This is a genomic window from Corallococcus exiguus, from assembly GCF_009909105.1.
In the GTDB taxonomy this organism is placed as follows: domain Bacteria; phylum Myxococcota; class Myxococcia; order Myxococcales; family Myxococcaceae; genus Corallococcus; species Corallococcus exiguus.
The window spans coordinates 313416-330302 of sequence record NZ_JAAAPK010000009.1 but is presented as its reverse complement, the minus strand read 5'-3'; the positions used below and the strand labels follow the sequence as shown (position 1 = coordinate 330302).

Below are 16887 nucleotides of genomic sequence, written 5' to 3'. Positions count from 1 at the left end.
CGTTCAGGCTCCCTCGCGGTACAGGACCTTCTTGATGGCAGCGATGATCTTGGGCGCGTCCGGCTGGGTCGCGTTCTCCAGGTTCGCCGCATAGGACATGTTCACATCCAACCCGGTGACGCGCACGACGGGCGCGTCCAGGTCGTCGAACGCCTGGGACTGGATGAGGTCCACCACGGACGCGCCAATACCGGCCAGCGCCCAGCCCTCCTCGCAGATGACCACGCGGTTCGTCTTGCGCACGCTCGCGAGGATGGCCTCCTCGTCCAGGGGCCGCAGGGTGCGCAGATCCAGCACCTCCACGCTGATGCCTTCCTTCGCCAGGGCCTCCGCGGCCTCCATGCAGAAGTAGTACATCCGGCTCCAGGTGATCAGCGTGACGTCCGTGCCCTCACGCTTCACGTCCGCCTTGCCCAGGGGGACGATGTGCTCGCCCTCCGGCACCTCGCCCTTGATGGCGTAGAGGCGCTCGCCCTCGAACATGACCACCGGGTTCTCGTCCCGGATGGCGCTCTTGAGCATGCCCTTGGCGTCCGCCGGGGTCGCCGGGGCAATCACCTTCAGGCCGGGGAAGTGCGCGTAGTTGGCCTCCAGCGACTGGCTGTGCTGGCTGGAGAGCCGGCCGCCCGCGCCGCCCGGGCCGCGGAACACGATGGGGCAGCGCAGCTGGCCGCCGCTCATGTGACGCAGCTTGGCCGCGTTGTTGACGATCTGGTCCATCGCCAGGATGGCGAAGTTCCAGGTCATCATCTCCACCACCGGGCGCAGCCCCACCGCCGCCGCGCCCACGGAGAGACCCGTGAAGCCCAGCTCACTGATGGGCGCGTCGATGATGCGCGCGCTCCCGAACTTGTCCAGCAGGCCCTGGGACACCTTGAAAGCGCCGTTGTAGCGGCCCACTTCCTCGCCAATGAGGAACACATTGGCGTCGCGCTCCATCTCTTCGGCGAGCGCCTGGTTCAACGCTTCGCGATACATCAACTCGGGCATCGTCGGCTCCGAACTCGAATCTCGAAAGGGTAGTGGCTTGAGGGAACGTGAGCGCTAGCGGATCAGGCCCGCCTTCTTGTCCGCCTGCTCGGCCTCGGCGCGGGGCTCCAGATCCCAGGTCACCTTCAGCTCCTGGCCCGTCGGGTACTTCGGCCAGTTGGTGACCTTCATGCCCAGCACGCGCTCGCGCGGGCGCACGTCCTGCTCGCCCTCCTCCACGATGGTGTCGCGCCACAGCTCGTCCACGCTGGGCTCGGGCGACTCGTCGGCGAACTTCACCGCCGCGTCCACCGCGCGCTTCTCCTCTTCCTCGATGGCCTCGAAGTCCGCGTCGGTGAGGTTGAAGCCCTGCTTCATCGCGAACTCGCGCAGCTTCGGGATGGGGTCGCCCTTGCGCTCTTCCTCCACCTCCTGCTTGGTGCGGTAGTTCGCCGGGTCCGCCATCGAGTGGCCGCGGAAGCGGTAGGTGTTCGCCTCCATCAGCACGGGGCCCTTGCCCGCGCGGCAGTACTCGGCGGCATCCTTCACCGCCTCGTACATCTTGAGGACGTCCATGCCGTCCACCGCTTCACCGCGCATGCCGTACGCGGAGGCGCGCTTGTGGATCTCCGGCACCGCGGACGTGCGCGCGATGGCCGTGCCCATGCCGTAGCGGTTGTTCTCGCAGATGTAGATGACCGGCAGCTTCCACTTCTGCGCCATGTTGAAGGTCTCGTGGAACGAGCCCTGGTTGGCGGCCGCGTCGCCGAAGAAGCACACCGTGACGCGGTCTTCGTTGCGGTAACGGCTGGCGAAGGCCATGCCCGCCGCGAGCGGAATCTGCCCGCCAACGATGCCGTAGCCTCCGTAGAAGTGGTGCTCGATGTCGAAGATGTGCATCGAGCCGCCCTTGCCCTTGCTGTAGCCGGAGCCCCGGCCGAACAGCTCCGCCATGACCATCCCGGCGTCGCTGCCACGCGCCAGCGGCTGGCCGTGGTCGCGGTAGGCGGACAGCATGTAGTCATCCGGGCGGATGGCCTCGTTGCAGCCCACCGCCACGGCCTCCTGGCCGATGTAGAGGTGGCAGAAGCCGGCGATCTTCCCCAGCGTGTACTGCTGGCCGGCCCGCTCCTCGAAGCGGCGCAGGAGGTACATCTTCCGGTACATCGTCAACAACAGGTTCTTCGAGTACGCGCTGGCCACCGCGGCATGCCTCCGTCTGGGCCGCCCCTTGAAGACCCGAGGGGGAAGGGCGGCGAACGCCGTGCGCCTCTTAGCGCGCGGCCAAGGGACTTCCAAAGCCTTTCAGAAACCGTCGTCCACCGTGCCTTTCTTTCAGGCGCGGTGCGTCACATCCTCCATGGAGAAATGCGGCACCGACACGATGCCATCCTTCAATTCCACGACCCGTCCCGAGTGGTCCGTGGCCAGGTGGATGACCGTCGCCTCCGGGAAGCGGTGACGGTAGTCATTGGCGTGCGTGGGTTCATTGTCGAACGCCGCCACCACGGTGCCCATGCGGCCCAGGCGCGCGTGCGCCTCGCGCTTGAAGGCGTCGTCGTTCTCCGCGAGCGTGGGCTTCATGACCAGGTGCACGCGCCCGTCCGCGCCGGGGGGCGTCACCATTCCGCAGCGCGCGAGGCATGACACGGTGCCTTCACGCATCGCTTCATGGCGGCCCGTCAGGTAGACGACCTGCGCGCCCGTGGCGGCCACCGCCTGAGTGAAGGCGGCCGCGCCGTCAATCGCCTCGTCGGAGACGCAGTAGGCGCTGGTGAAGAAGCGCTCCTGCCAGAAGGCGCGCGCGTCCGCATAGCGCTGCTCCACCTCCGCGTCCTCCATGCCGCACGCGCGCATGGCGGCGCGCATGTCCCAGCCGGTGTCCCAGTGGCGCGGCTCGCACACGGAGAGCAGGCTCAGGGACCGCGCGTCACCGTACTCGCGCAGGATGCGCGCCTGGCGGGGCCGGTTGTCGAAGAGGGTGGAGTCCAGGTCGAACGCCAGGACGGCCTGCGGACCGAGCGAGCGGGCCTTCTCCAGGATGCTTTGGAGCGTGTCGCGCCAGTCCGGCCGCACGCGCTGCTTGAGATCTTCAAATGCCATGGACGCCGGAAGATACATGCCCCCGGCGCGAGGCTGGCCATCAAATCACGCGCCCTGGCGCAACGCGGCCGGCCGGATGGGCAGCGACCCCGCGGGCTCCGAGGCCTCCACCCGAGCCTCTGGGGCCCGGGCGAAGTTCTGCATGCGCTGGATGCCGTTGCGGTCCAACACCAGGCGGACCAGCTGCGCGGATTCATGACGCACGCCGTCCTCCATCACCGTGAAGCGGAAGACCAGGTCCACCGGGTAGCGCTTCGCGCCGCGGATGTGGCCCACGGAGAAGTCCTCCAGGTCCACGTACTCCAGCGCGAACTCCGGCTCGTCCATGTCGCGCAGGAAGCGCCCCACGTTCAGCCGGAGGATGTCCGTGACGCCCGTGAGGCCGCGCTCGGAGCGGGGCAGCAGGCGCGCGTCCAGCACGATGCGCTTCTGGTAGCGGATCACGGCTTCCGACAGCTCGCCCTGGGACACGGTGAGGAAGTCATCCTGCAGCCGCAGCGACGACACCGCCTGCGGCACCTTCACCGCCGCGCCGTAGTCCACGCGCTCCTCGCAGATGCCAATGGCGCGCGCCGTGACGGGGTCCACCAGGTCCGTGGTGCGGTCGTACAGGTGCGTGGCGGCCACGCGGCTGAACATGCGCCGCAGCCCTTCCTTGATGCGGTCCTTCATCATGTAGCCGACCACGGCCACCAGGAAGAAGTTGAGGCTCACCTGCGTGAAGCGGACCTGCGCCCAGAGCGCCACCGACGTGGCGAAGGCCATGGCCACGCCCGCCGCGATGGCGAACAGCACCTCCTCCCAGCCCTGCCGCCGCTGGCGACGGCGCGAGGACAGGAAGAGCACGTTCATGCAGAACTTCTTCAGGAAGCCCAGCCGCTGCATGTACTCCTCGTTGTCCCCGGTGGGGCTCAACACGGAGCGCAGCCGGTGCTCCTTGCGATAGGACTCCTCGCGCAGCACCGCCTCCATCAGCCCCTTGCGCAAGGGCAGCCACGGCCCCGTGCGAGGCAGCGCGTCCATGTCCGCCACCGCGCGGCGGAAGAACTGCTCCACCAACAGGCTCACGTACTCGTCCACCAGCCGCAGCGACGCGCGCGTCTTCTCCTGGAGCTTCGCCTCACCGGTGGCGCGCAGCCACGCACGGAAGCGCTCCAGCACCACGGGCACGGACTCCCCCGCCTGCCGCACCACCGTCTCCAGGTCCACCCTTCCCGCCTCGCCCGTCTTGGCGTCACAGCGCGTCTCCACCGTGGTGGCGAACCTGCGCAGCGCGCCGCGCAGCACGCACGAGAAGAGCTTCGCCTGGTAGACGACGTCCGACTCCGGAGCCAGGCCAATGCGCTGCCACGCCTCCAGCTTCACCAGCGGCGAGCCCTCCGAGGACAGGAGCTCCCCCAGCCCCATCACCGGCGTCTTGAAGCGCACGTAGTTGTGGATGTCCGCGTAGAAGTCCGCGCGAGGGTACGTCTCCGCGTCGATGTTCAGACTCGACGGCAGGAAGAGGTAGGCCTCCACCAGGTAGCGCGTCTCATCCGCGCCCGTGGGCTGGTACTCGAGCTTGATCTCGAACTGCTTGCGATCGTGGACGTCGAATCGGCTGTGGAGCGCTTCAGGTACCTGGGACACAGACTCCAGTCTATGTCACAGGGCTGTCACACGGGAGTCACCCTCACTTCGGGGCAGTAGAGCGTCCGGGGGGGGTACACCGGACGCCCTTCCGCTGGAGCCTCAACCGTTGGTGCCCGTACGAGAAGACGCACCCGGCACGGCGCCCGGGACGACGTCGCCCACCGGCAGGGGCGCCGCCTTGGGCTGGGGCTTCGCGTTCCACACCCGCGTCGCCAGCACCAGGCCCACGACGGCCAGCGGCAGCATGGCCAGAGGCCAGGGCTTCCAGTTGGCGGGGTCCTTCATGGCGTCGCCAGTGGGCAGGATGGCCCCGTAGACGAGCGCGTGGATGGCCGTGCCCGCGTACACCGCGCCGTCGATGATGCCCACCACGATGCCCGCGTTCTTCTTGCCGCCGAAGTCCATGGTGGCCGTGCCGGACAGCATGCCGTGCACGCCGATGACGCACAGGGACATGAACACCACGGACCAGCCGGCGCCCGGCGTCCCCAGGAGGAACACCGCGCCGACAGCGCCCAGGAGCAGGCCCGCGTAGAGCACCGCGGACACGGGGCCCCGGCGAGAGTCGAAGATGCGGTCGCTGATGACGCCCGCGAACATGCCGCCCAGGATGCCGGCGACGCACGACAGCATGCCCCAGTTGGAGGCCACGAAGCCGCCGGACTCCCCAATGGCCTTGGCGTACTTGGGGAACCACTGCATCACCGCGTTGCGCAGGAAGCCGCTGCAGAACTCCACGCCCAGGATGATGAGGATGACGCGGTTGCTCAAGAGCTTGCCGAACATCTGCGGCACGGTGAGCGCCGGGCCCGTCTCCCCGCTGGAAGCGTCCGCCGTGTCGAAGTCCGGGTGGCCCGTCTGCGACGGCGTGTCGCGGATGACGAAGAAGTCCAGCACCAGGAAGCCCAGCAGCAGCGCCGCGGGCACGAAGAACACCCACCACACCGGCGCCGCGTCCGCGATGAAGCGGCACCAGTCGAACGCGAAGTACAGGCCTAGCGAGATGAGGATGCCGAACACGCCGCCCAGCTGTCCGCGCTCGCGCACGTGGAACCACGACGCGTTCACCTTGACGATGGAGACCGCGCCGAAGCTCTGGAAGTACATGTTCACGCTGTAGAGGAACGCGAGCCACGCCACCACGCCGCCCGGCGGGGCCCAGCCGTTCTTCAGCACCGCGTACACCAGACCGCCCATGGCGATGTTCGCCACCGCGCTGCCGCCCGCGGACAGCAGGATGGTGAAGCGGCCGCCCAGCTTGTCCGTCAGCGGGCCATTGAGGAGGAAGGCCGCGCCGTAGGTCAGCGTCCCCCAGAAGAAGATGGTGGCGAAGTCCGCGTTGGACGTCTGCGCGCCCATGGCGCTGGTCGCCACGTTGACGTTGTAGCGCCCCATATAGAGGAACGCGTACGTCAGGCCCAGCGGGAACCAGTTGAAGAAGCGGCGGCGGCGGAACGCATCGGTATGCCCCAGCTCCACCTTCGGCAGCCGTGAGAGCACCAGGCCAATGGCCCCGAGCAGGATGACGATGGGGAGCAGCTGGGCCAGCCACGGGGGCAGCGACGACATGCGACGAACCTCGCCTGCAGGAGGAAGCGGAACGGGGCAGCACCCTACCCCGTCCGTCCTCCCCCCGGAAACAGCAAGCGGCGTCAGGAAAGCCGGGCGAGCAGCCGCGTGAGGGACACCTCCGTCTTCGCGTCCGCGATGTCACCCCGACGGCACGCGTCCAGCACCGCGCTCAACGACCGCCACTGAAGGTGGATACCCTCCTCCAATGGAGAGCCGTCCCCCTCCACCTCGCCCTGCGCCACGCCGGTGACGTCCACCGCGGCCGGGAAGACCTTCTCCGACAGGATGCCCGGCGCCAGGAAGAACGCGCCGCCCAACAGCTGGATGTCCTCCGGCCGCACCGTGTAGCCCGCCTCCTCCTTCACTTCCTCCGCCGCGCGGCGGCGAAGCCCCTCCTCACCTTTGTCAGCGGGCTCCAGCAGGCCCGCGACGATTTCCTCCACGCGCAGATGGCTCACCGTGTCAGGCACGGTCATGGACGCGGTCTGCTCGCGGCGGAAGTACGCCGCGGGGCGCAGGTTCATCCGCGTCAGGACTTCCACGTTTCCATCCGACGCACGGCGGTAGATGAGCACCGACACCGCGTCCAGCCGGGGCCGGTCCACCACATCCACCCGGTACACCGAAGACGACGAGCCATCCGCGCGCCGGTTGCGGCAGCGCAGCCGACGCACTCGGAGGAAACCCTCGTCACAACGCGCCGTGGCGGAGAAATCCTCGATGATCTCGATGTCAGTTACATTGGAACTGCTGGGACGCATGTCTGCCTGCTCTCCTGGTGTCCTGGTAGGTGGAGGTGCCACGGTGGCGTTGCTTGCCCGTGCACCCTTGATCCCGTAGGTTGCGCCGTCCTCAAGTCGTCACTCTCTACGAATCACGGATCCGCCACGAATGTGTCGCGCACTGCTCGGCCTCTTCTGCGCCTGCGCCCTGGCCCTCGCCTCGTGCATGCCTGTGCTGGAAGGCCAGGATTACCACCTTGAAGGTCAGGAGGTGCGGCTTACCCTCCTCCATACCTCTGACATCCACTCGCGGCTCGTCCCGTACGACTTCACGCCGCTGAAGACGGACCAGGACCTGGAGCTCATCCCGGAGGCCGGTCCCTTTGGCGGTGCTACGCGCATCGCATCCATCCTCAAGCGCGAGCGCGCGAAGGGTGACCGCATCCTGCACCTGGACTCTGGAGACTGCTTCCAGGGCGCGCCCATCTTCAACGTGAACACGGGTGAGGCGGAGTTCCGCTTCCTCTCCGAGTCCCGTCTGGACGCCGCCGTGGTGGGCAACCACGAGTTCGACGCGGGCGCCCTCAACTTCGTCCAGAAGGCGCGCAACTTCGCCAACTTCCCGCTGCTGGCCGCCAACTACTACTGGGACGACCCGAAGACGACCGGCACCAACGGCGCCTCCATGGTGACCAACCCCTACACCATCCGGACGGTGAAGGGCCTGCGGGTGGGCGTCATCGGCATGGCGAACATCTCCTCGCTCAACTCCATCGTGGAGGGCGGCAACAGCCTCCAGGTGACGCCGCTGGAGCAGAACGAGGCCGCGCGCGCCTACGTGGAGCTGCTGCGCCCGGTGACGGACCTGATTGTCATCGTCAGCCACCTGGGCCTCACCGAGGACCAGGATCTCATCCAGGGCTACGAGGCCTATTACGAGTACGGCCGCGCGAAGGCCTTCATCAACCGCTCGCACGACGCGTGGAAGGTGCTGGAGTGGTTCGGGCCGGAAGGCAACGACAAGTCGGTGGTGCGCGTGCACATCGCGGGCGTCAACGGCATGGACGTCATCCTGGGCGGCCACCTGCACGTGGTGCTCAACCCGCCGCAGTTGGTGACGGACCCCTCCGGCCGCAAGGTCGTGCTGTCGCACTCGGGCGCGTTCGCCAAGTACGTGGGCCGCCTGGAGCTGGTCGTGAAGATGCCCAACCAGCTGGGCGAGGCCGAGGGCGCCGAGGTCGTCAGCCAGGACTACCACGCGTTCCCGGTGGACGGCCTCTGGTGCAACGAGGCGATGCGCAAGTACCGCTTCGACGACAACATCTTCTGGGACCCGGGCGAGTTCATCAACGCGCCGGGCGTGCGCGAGGCCATCGCCGAGTGCGGCCGTCAGGAGGACGCGCAGGTGACGGACCTGCTCATCCCGTACCTGCTGGGCATGGACGTGAAGCTGCAGCTCACCTCCATCTTCTCCTACGCCCCCCTGGACGTGCAGCGGCGCAACAACTCCAACGGCGGTGACTCGCCGCTGGGCAACATCGCCGCGGACTCCATGCGCAAGCGCAACCGCGTGGAGGCGGAGATGGCGCTCACCAACTCCCTGGGCATCCGCGACAACCTCTACGCGGGCGTGGTGACGCAGGAGGCGATGTTCAACGTGTTCCCCTTCGAGAACACCATCAACATCATGTACCTGTCCGGCGCGGAGATGCAGGAGATGTTCGACTTCGTCACCGAGCGCTCCGCGGAGCGCGGGTGCGTGAGCCAGGCGCAGGTCTCCGGCGCCCGCTTCACCATGGACTGCGCCCAGGTGCAGCTCAACGACCTGCGCGTCGCGTGCACCCCGGCCACGGTGGCCACCGCCTGCCCCCAGGAGAACCGCGAGGGCCACGCGCCCTGGCAGTGCCTGGAGGACACCGCGGGTTCGCGCTGCTGGGCGCACCCGGGCATCAACATCGAGATCAACGGCCGGCCGCTGGACACCAACGGCACGTACAAGGTCGCGGTGAACGACTACATCGCCAAGGGCGGCTCCGGCTTCACGGTGCTCAAGCGCAACACCACGCGCATCGAGACGGGCATCAGCCTGCGCGACTCGCTCATCGGCTACATGCAGGGCTTCTGCAACTGCGACGACCTGCTCAACGGCCGGGAGACGTCCAGCAACGGCACGCGCTGCGGCTCGCTGGTCGGCGGCAAGTGGACGGTGGACGAGAAGACGCTGAACTCCTGCAAGGTGTCCAAGGCCTTCGAGGAAGGGCTCGACAAGACCGTGGGCAGCTGCTCGTGCCGGGACCTGCTCAAGGTGACCGACAACGCCCAGGAGCAGCCGGCGGCCATGGCCCGGTGCGGCCTGGCGGACACGACGAAGCAGGCGGCCCTGGAGCAGTGCGCGCTGCCGCAAGGCCCCTACACCGGCCGCTGCACCTGCCGGGACCTGCTGACGGGGAACAACCCCACGTGCGGCAACGTGACGAGCCAGCTGCGTTCATTCTGTGAGAAGCCCACAGCCATGCCCATCGCGAGCGCCATCGAGGATGGCCGCATCGGGCGGAGGGTGAAGTAATGAAGCGACTCTTCCTGCTGTCCACGCTGGCCCTGGCGGCCGGCTGCTACACGAAGGAGTCCGAGGAGCCCACCGGACTCACGTCCTTCCGCGTGGAGGTGACGAGCATCACCACCGGGGGCTCCGCCGCGGCGCTGCTGCCGGTGGTGAACGCCTGCGCCGGGAAGTACGGCAACGACCAGGCCGCGGTGCCGCCCGAGGTGCGTGGCACCACGGACTGCCCCTACACCCTGCCCCGGTCGGACGTGGACATCGGTCTGTCCATCACCGCGCTGGACGGCACCGGTGGGGAGATGACGACCTTCAACGGGCCGGTGTCCTTCCGGGTCATCCCGGGCGACCTCACCGGTGAGTACGGCCAGCGCTGGACGCAGCTCACCAACGGCAAGGGCACCGGCACCGTGCGCGTGGCCCACCTGTACGGCGAGACGCACGTCTGGGTGCAGGACCAGGACCTGGAGCTGGTCTACGCGGACGGCGGCGTCGTGGGCGACCTGTCCCAGCTGCCCCAGGAGCCGGCCACGCGCACCCTCGCGACCGGCCTGTCCCACGGCATCCGGTTCGAGGAGCCCTCCCTGGCCACCATCAACCTGCCCGAGGGCGGCTCGGAGACGAGCGTCTTCATCAAGCAGTTCATGCGCGTGGGCCGCAATCCGGAGTCCGGCGAGCCGCTGACGCAGAACTGCGACCCGTCCGACCCCAACAACGGCAAGCAGATGATGCTGCTGGTGACGGGCACGGACTCCAGCGGCTTCTACGTCACGGACATGACGGCCTGCCGCGTGCTGGAGAAGAGCGTCACGGGCGCGAACGTCCAGACCGCGGAGCCGGATGGCTTCAACCCGGGCCGCTTCAACAGCATCTACATCTACAACTACTCCTTCCCGGAAGGGCTGGACTCCGGCGACCTGCTCTGGACGCTGTCCGGCACGGTGGCGGAGTTCACCAACACCACGCAGATGAGCTTCCCCGCCTGGACGCTGCGGGAGAACGTGCGCCTCTTGCCGCAGGACCAGTGGAACAAGTACCTGGACCAGGTGCCGCCCGTGGAGATCAACGGCCGGCTGTGCGGCTACAGCGGTTCGCCGTACCTGGACGACATCCTGTGCGGCTACAGCTACAAGAACTACAAGATGGAGAGCCTGGAGTCTTCGCTGGTGAAGCTGCGCCGGGTGAAGTTCCCCAAGGTGTTCCGCAACTGCGACGCCAACGGCAACAACGACATGCCCATGTTCTGCCCGGTGGGCAGCAGCGCGTCGCGCACCTGGCAGAACTGCTTCGAGGAGCCGCCGGATGATCCGGACCTCCCGGAGCGCCAGTGCGTCATCGACTGCACGCTGGGCATTGGCGAGTACGCCGGCACCATCTGCGCGGAGAAGACGACGTACACGAGCTTCGGTCAGTTCGTGGTGGAGATGAACGCCACCGGTCCCGCGTCCATGGGCATGGACGAGTCCGTCCCCAACCGCATCATGAACGTCAACGTGGGCACCACGCCCGTGCGGCCGGACAAGTCGCTGCCCCAGGGCTACCGGATGAACATCATCTGCACCCAGCCGGTGCACGCGCGCTTCGGCCCGGCGAGCGTGACGGCGGACCAGACGGACACGCTCATCGCGGCCAACACCCGCTTCGAGTACACGCTGAAGGGCTCCGAGGTGACGGTCGCGCTGGTGCGCGACGCCGCCGCCACGGCCAACGCCGCGTGCAAGGTCGCTCCGGACACGCGCTCGCGCATCAGCCTGCAGATCAAGGACGCGGTGCCGGACCTCAACCCGGATTGCAACGAGAACGATGCCGACGCGGCGAAGGCGCTCCAGTGCAAGCAACTGCGCGCGGCCACCTTCGACGTCGTGGGTCACCTGAAGCACGTGGGTCCGGCGCGTCCGCGCTGGAACGTCCTGCCGAGAGACCAGGACGACCTGTGCTGCTACCCCGGGCCCGGGATGGAGTGCCCGAAGCCCATCAAGCCGTGCCCGTAGTCGCCATTCACCTTTGATTTGAGCAGTCGCATTGCGCGCCCCGGCGGTAAGCCGGGGCGCTGGGAGGAGCGGTCTCCCCCGGACCGCTTCCTGGAGGGAATTTGAAAACGTTGCAGACGCTGGCCCTGGCGGGCCTGACAACCCTTTCCGCGCCCGCTTGGGCCGGGGACTTCGTGGACACCCGTTTGTCGTTCGTCTTCGCGGACGACAACGTGCTGGCGGGCGCGGGAGAGACCACTCCCAACAGCCCGAACGCGCGCTTTGGCGCGGGCAACCAGAACACGCAGTTCTACGACAACTTCAACACCCGGTTCTCCGGCTTCGAGTCGCTGTCGAACGTCGTGCTCTACAAGCGCATGCCGGCGTTCTTCGAGGGCCTCACGACGGAGGCGGCCCTCACGCTGCTGGTGCTGGAGCGCCCGTCTGGCGGTGTCGACATCCTCGACAACTCCAGCTACGTGCGCCTGAACTACCAGCCGCCGGGCTGGGGTGAGAAGGAAGGCATCTCGCTCACCGGCTTCCCGGTGTCCGCGGACCGCTTCCGTCTGGGCTACGCGTACCGCATCTCCTGGGGCGGCAGCTCCATCTTCACCAACCGCGCGTCCGCGGCGGGTGTGCCGGGCGCCAAGTTCCAGGTGACGCGCGACCGCTGGTACGCGTACGTGGGCGGCAAGACGGCGCTGGTGCTCAACGACCTCATCCTGGAGCAGGAAACGCTCTACGGCGTGATGGCCGGCGCGGGCTGGGACATCCTGGAGACGCTGCGCGTGGAGGCCGGCGGCGGCTACTTCCAGAAGGGCATCGTCCCGGGTCTGGCGAACCAGTCCATCGAGGCGGGCGTCAACTCGGCCGGCGTGTCCGGGCAGGTCGTCTACCACGTGGGCGTGCCGGTGGGCACGAGCGTGGACTTCCGGCTCTACAAGAACGACCCGGAAATCTACCAGCGCTTCTTCGCGCCGGAGACGTACCCGGGTGGCCTGTCGTACTCCTTGTCGCTGGAGGGCAGCTACCTCACGCAGACCCTGCAGGACCCGGACAAGTTCGGCGCCACCAAGCCCCAGGGGGCCGTGGCGCTCGCCTTCCAGGGCCGCGCGAAGCTGAACCGGTTCCGCTTCAACGCGCTGGCGCTGGTGCGCAGCCTGTCCTTCATCCAGTTCGACGTGCCGGGCTTCCCCCCGTTCCAGGACTTCCCCACGGGCACGGTCCTGAAGCCGGAAGTCTTCGGCGCGCTGGGCGTGGACTACAACATCGAGAAGCTGCACCTGACGCCGGGCTTCATCATCGGCGCGCAGCAGCCGGCGTCCTTCCGCAGCCCGGTTCCGCTCGTGGGCGGCAGCAACCCGCCCCCCAGCCTCACCGGGACGCGCACGGTCGTGGTGCGTGACGCCAACCAGCTGAGCATCCTGCCCAGCACCTGCGGTGGCACCAGCGCCTGCGAGGCGGAGCTCATCTGGTCCGCGAAGGCCACCTTCCGCTGGGACCTGTCGGAGACGGTCGCGGCCGTGGGTGAGGTCTACTACACGTACGACACCAACCGGACCACGTTCGAGGACGACGTGACGGGCATCGCGCAGCCGAACTTCGAGAAGCCGCACGCGCTGGGCTTCAACACGCTGCTGCAGGCGCGCTTCTAGGCCGCCCTGCCCTCTTCGGGCAGCTTCGCGGGGCCCGCCGTGCATCACGGCGGGCCCTTCGTGTTTCTAGAAGGCGGACGTCATCCGCACCACCTCGTCGAAGGCGGTGAGGCCCTGCGCCAGCTTGCGCACGGCGGCCTCGCGCAGCGTGCGCATGCCACCGCGGCGCGCCGCCTGTACCAGGTGCTCGTAGGGCGCCTCGCGGGCGATGAGCTCACGCACCTCCCGGTTCGTGGAGACGATTTCGAAGACGCCGGTGCGGCCGGAGAAGCCTGTGCCGCGGCAGCGCACGCACCCCGCGCCCTTGGACAGCTTCACGCCGCCGGGCAACAGCGGCAGCGGCGCATCGAGTGCCAGCAGTTCGTCCGGCGTGAGCACCGCATCCTCCGCGCAGTGCACGCAGACGCGGCGCAGGAGGCGCTGGGCCATGACCCCCAGCAGGCTCTGCGCGAGGAGGAAGGCCGGCACGCCCAGGTCCTTCATGCGCGCCACCGCGCCCAGCGCGTCGTTGGTGTGCAGCGTGGAGAGCACCAGGTGGCCGGTGAGCGCGGCTTGAATCGCGTTCTCCGCCGTCTCCGCGTCGCGGATTTCGCCCACCATGATGACGTCCGGGTCCTGGCGCAGGATGTGGCGCAGCGCCCCCGCGAAATCCAGGCCCACCTTGGGCTGCACCTGCACCTGATTGAAGGTGTCCCACACCATTTCGATGGGGTCTTCAATCGTGGTGACGTTGACGTCCGGCCCCGCCACCGCCTTGAGCGCGGAGTAGAGCGTCGTCGTCTTGCCGCTGCCCGTGGGGCCCGTCACCAGGATGAGGCCGTGGGGTTGATCAATCCACGACTCGAAGTGGCCCTTCTCGTCCGGATCGAAGCCCAGCTGGGCGATGTCCTGCACCAGCGTCTCCGGGTCGAAGATACGGATGACCACCTTCTCGCCGAACGCGGTGGGCAGCGTGGAGACGCGGAGCTCCACCTCGCGGCCGTCGCGCTCCGTCTTGATGCGGCCGTCCTGGGGGCGGCGCTTCTCTGAGATGTCGATGCGCGACAGCATCTTCACGCGCGACACGATGGGCGGGTGCACCTGCGCGGGCAGCGTGTAGACGGGGTGCAGCACACCGTCGATGCGCAGGCGCACCACGGCGGTGGCCCGCTTCGGTTCGATGTGGATATCCGACGCGCGATTGTCGAACGCGTAGCGCAGCAGGTAGTCCACGGCCTGCACCACCGGCCGGTCGGACGCCTCCAGCTCCTGCGTGCCGCTGAGCGACACCAGTTGCTCGAAGTTGGCGATCTGCGCGTTCGCGCCACTGAAGTCGTCCGCGGCCTGGGCCAGCGTCTTCTTGAAGCCGTAGATGTCCGCGATGGAGCGGAGGATGTCCGTCTTCGCGGACAGCACGGGCTCCACCGGCTCGCCGGTGAGCCGGTGGAAGGACTCGAAGAGCTCGCGGTCGAAGGGGTTGGCCACCGCCACGCGCAGCCGCCCCTGTTCGGTGCGCTCCAGGGGCAGCAGCACGTGCTTCTGCGCGTAGGGACGGGACACCGTGCGGGTGGCCAGCGCCATGTCCATCTTCAGCGGATCCAGCTTCCGGTAGGCCAGCCCCGCGGCGCGCGCGGCGGCCTCCGTGACGCGGTCCTCGTCCAGCACGCCCCGCCCCCCCGGTGCCGGAATCTGGAAGGCCGCGACCAGCTCCACGGGCGACACGTCATAGCGTGCCGCGTCCTTGCCCGTTCCGGCCTGCGCCTTGATGACGCGGGCGCGCGCGGCGGGCTCTCGCGCCAGCACCTCCTGCGCCTGCTGTGGTGTCAGCAGGCGCTGGGCGACCAGGGCCTCCAGGAGGAAGCCGAGGGTGAAATCCGTGGCGCCGCGCGAGGGGCCGCTGCTTCCGGGGGGAACCGCCTGGGTCACACGTTCCTCCTTCTGCGGGTGGCCAGGAGCAACACCCCGAGCCCCACGAGGAATGCCGCGGAGGACGGGCCGCTCTGGCAGCCGCAACCGCCGGGGTCGTTGTTCGTTCCGCCCGTGCCGCCGTCCAACGGAGGGGGCGGCGGCGTGCCACCGTCACTGCACAGGGTACAGGTGCCGCCGTCCGTCTTCACGTACGGGTCGTAGCACTGGCCGCCATTGCCGCAGTACAGGCCGTTGGGGCAGTCCTGGTTGGTGCGGCAGGGGGCGATGCAGGCGGTCCCCTCCTGGAACGGCACGCACTGGAGCGGCGAGGAGCAGGTGCCCGTGCCGCAGTCGCGGAAGCAGAAGCGGTCCTCGCCAGTGCCCGCCGAGCGGCAGGTGCTGCCGGGGCCGCACGTGCAAGCGGCCACCGAGCACGGCTCCGCGCACACGCCCTGCGGGTTGCCGTTGAGCTTCAGGCACTGCTGGTTGAAGCCGCACTCCGAATCCTGGAGGCACGGGTCGCCGACGCTGCGCGTGCCCGTCAGCTGCTGCACGCAGGCGTGGTCGCACGAGCGGCAGGCGTAGTTGGAGCCACAGTCGTTGTTGGTGGAGCAGTCGGCGACGCACACGTCGCCCCCGCCGTTGGGCAGCGTGTTGCAGGTATAGCCGTCGCGACAGTCACCCTTTCCCGGGCGGCAGTTCTTCAGACAGCGCTTGCCCACGGAGCCCACGGATGCGCACGTGGAGCCGGTGGGGCAGTCCGCGTTGGCGACGCAGGACTCCGTGCAGTAGCCGTCCTTCCAGGCCGGGAAGGCGGGGGTCTTGTCCGCGTCCGTGAGGCAGCGCGAATCCGCCGCGCCGCACGAAGAGGCGCTGGCGCAGGGGTTGCCCACCTTGGTGCCCGTGCCAATCGCCTCCGGCAGACAGGCGAACTGCGAGCCGGCGATGAGCGTGGACGCGCGGCACTGGTAGGGGTCCGGGCAGGCTCCGGGCGCACCGGACGGGCACGCCTTGGAGCAGATCTTCATCGAGTTGCCGCTGGTGGTGGACTGGGTCGTGACACAGGTGAGCCCCGCGGAGCACGCGGTGGTGTCACAGGGCGAGCCCACCGCTCCCGTCTGCGGGTAGCGCTGGCAGAACGCGCCCCGGTCATAGGACGACAGGGTGCGCCGCTGCACGCCCGTCTCCTGCGCGAAGTACATCACCGAGTCCGGGTACTCATACGTGCTGCCCAGGCCCAGGCAGTGGCCCACCTCGCGCATCACCGCCGTCTGGATGTCCATGAAGCCCGCGGGCGTGGGGGTGAACGAGGTGAACTTGTAGCGCACGGCGTTGAGGAAGATGTCGCACTGGTAGACGTTGCCGCCGTGGCTCAGCGGCACCGCGACGGACACGCTCGTCTCGTTGAGGACGTCCTTGTACTGGGTGCTGAGCGGGTCGGTGACCCAGATGGCGGCGACGCTGAAGCCGTCCAGCCGGTCGTTCACGTCCGGGATGGGGACGATGGTGGAGCGGCCCTTGTACGTGAAGGCGGGCCACGCGCAGTCCACGTCCTGCCAGGCCTGGAAGGACTTCTTCACCGCGTCTTCCACCAGCGAGATGTCATTGCCCGCCGGCTGGTTGTTGCGCGCGTCCACGTAGTACGGGAACGGGTCCTGGCTGTTGTTGAGCACCCAGTGATCCAGGAACTGGTAGCCCCCCTGGGCCTGCGCCGTCGTGGCCAGCGCCAGCAGTCCAAGGAGGAAGACACTCCGCTGCGTCCCACGCATCATCACCCGCACCTCGTCACGTCACGTCCGCACGGGGCGCTCCGACTGGGC

At 68.3% G+C, this 16887-nt stretch carries 11 protein-coding genes; 3 read left to right on the top strand and 8 right to left on the bottom strand.

Annotated elements, in window-relative coordinates; genetic code table 11:
* Positions 1 to 3 precede the first annotated feature (3 nt).
* The 6 genes from GTZ93_RS30140 to GTZ93_RS30115 form a co-directional block, all read right to left on the bottom strand.
* Positions 4 to 990, bottom strand: coding sequence for a pyruvate dehydrogenase complex E1 component subunit beta (locus GTZ93_RS30140; protein WP_120594201.1), 987 nt, complete (start codon positions 988 to 990; stop codon positions 4 to 6).
* A 54-nt stretch (positions 991 to 1044) separates the two neighbouring features.
* Positions 1045 to 2172: a pyruvate dehydrogenase (acetyl-transferring) E1 component subunit alpha gene (pdhA, locus tag GTZ93_RS30135; RefSeq protein ID WP_139918080.1), complete on the bottom strand. Its 1128-nt coding sequence runs from the start codon at positions 2170 to 2172 to the stop codon at positions 1045 to 1047.
* Between the two features lie 132 nt (positions 2173 to 2304).
* Positions 2305 to 3072: a hypothetical protein gene (locus GTZ93_RS30130; protein ID WP_120574971.1), complete on the bottom strand. Its 768-nt coding sequence runs from the start codon at positions 3070 to 3072 to the stop codon at positions 2305 to 2307.
* Positions 3073 to 3117: 45 nt separating this feature from the next.
* A complete protein-coding gene (locus tag GTZ93_RS30125; protein WP_121751815.1) occupies positions 3118 to 4701 on the bottom strand; it encodes a hypothetical protein in 1584 nt (527 codons plus the stop codon).
* Between the two features lie 102 nt (positions 4702 to 4803).
* Complete coding sequence (locus GTZ93_RS30120; protein ID WP_120574943.1) at positions 4804 to 6273, bottom strand: MFS transporter; 1470 nt, start codon at positions 6271 to 6273, stop codon at positions 4804 to 4806.
* Between the two features lie 83 nt (positions 6274 to 6356).
* Positions 6357 to 7037 carry an NUDIX hydrolase gene (locus GTZ93_RS30115; RefSeq protein ID WP_139918078.1) on the bottom strand — a complete coding sequence of 227 codons (681 nt, stop codon included), beginning with the start codon at positions 7035 to 7037 and terminating at the stop codon, positions 6357 to 6359.
* Positions 7038 to 7269: 232 nt separating this feature from the next.
* On the opposite strand from GTZ93_RS30115, the gene GTZ93_RS30110 reads away from it, so the two are divergent.
* The 3 genes from GTZ93_RS30110 (at position 7270) to GTZ93_RS30100 (ending at position 13180) form a co-directional block, all read left to right on the top strand.
* Complete coding sequence (locus GTZ93_RS30110) at positions 7270 to 9564, top strand: bifunctional metallophosphatase/5'-nucleotidase (protein WP_257979150.1); 2295 nt, start codon at positions 7270 to 7272, stop codon at positions 9562 to 9564.
* Positions 9564 to 11546 (top strand): hypothetical protein, encoded by a 1983-nt coding sequence (locus GTZ93_RS30105; RefSeq protein WP_139918074.1) that lies wholly within the window; start codon positions 9564 to 9566, stop codon positions 11544 to 11546. The genes GTZ93_RS30110 and GTZ93_RS30105 overlap by 1 nt, the downstream gene beginning before the upstream one ends.
* A 101-nt stretch (positions 11547 to 11647) precedes the next feature.
* The gene (locus GTZ93_RS30100; protein WP_169820980.1) at positions 11648 to 13180 is read left to right on the top strand and encodes a hypothetical protein; all 1533 of its coding nucleotides are present in this window, start codon (positions 11648 to 11650) and stop codon (positions 13178 to 13180) included.
* A gap of 66 nt (positions 13181 to 13246) precedes the next feature.
* Here the strand turns inward: GTZ93_RS30100 and GTZ93_RS30095 are convergent, their stop codons facing one another.
* Positions 13247 to 15085, bottom strand: a complete 1839-nt coding sequence (locus tag GTZ93_RS30095; RefSeq protein ID WP_139918072.1) for a GspE/PulE family protein — start codon at positions 15083 to 15085, stop codon at positions 13247 to 13249.
* Positions 15082 to 16839, bottom strand: coding sequence for an MYXO-CTERM sorting domain-containing protein (locus GTZ93_RS30090; protein ID WP_120574937.1), 1758 nt, complete (start codon positions 16837 to 16839; stop codon positions 15082 to 15084). The genes GTZ93_RS30095 and GTZ93_RS30090 overlap by 4 nt, the downstream gene beginning before the upstream one ends.
* Between the last annotated feature and the right edge of the window lie 48 nt (positions 16840 to 16887).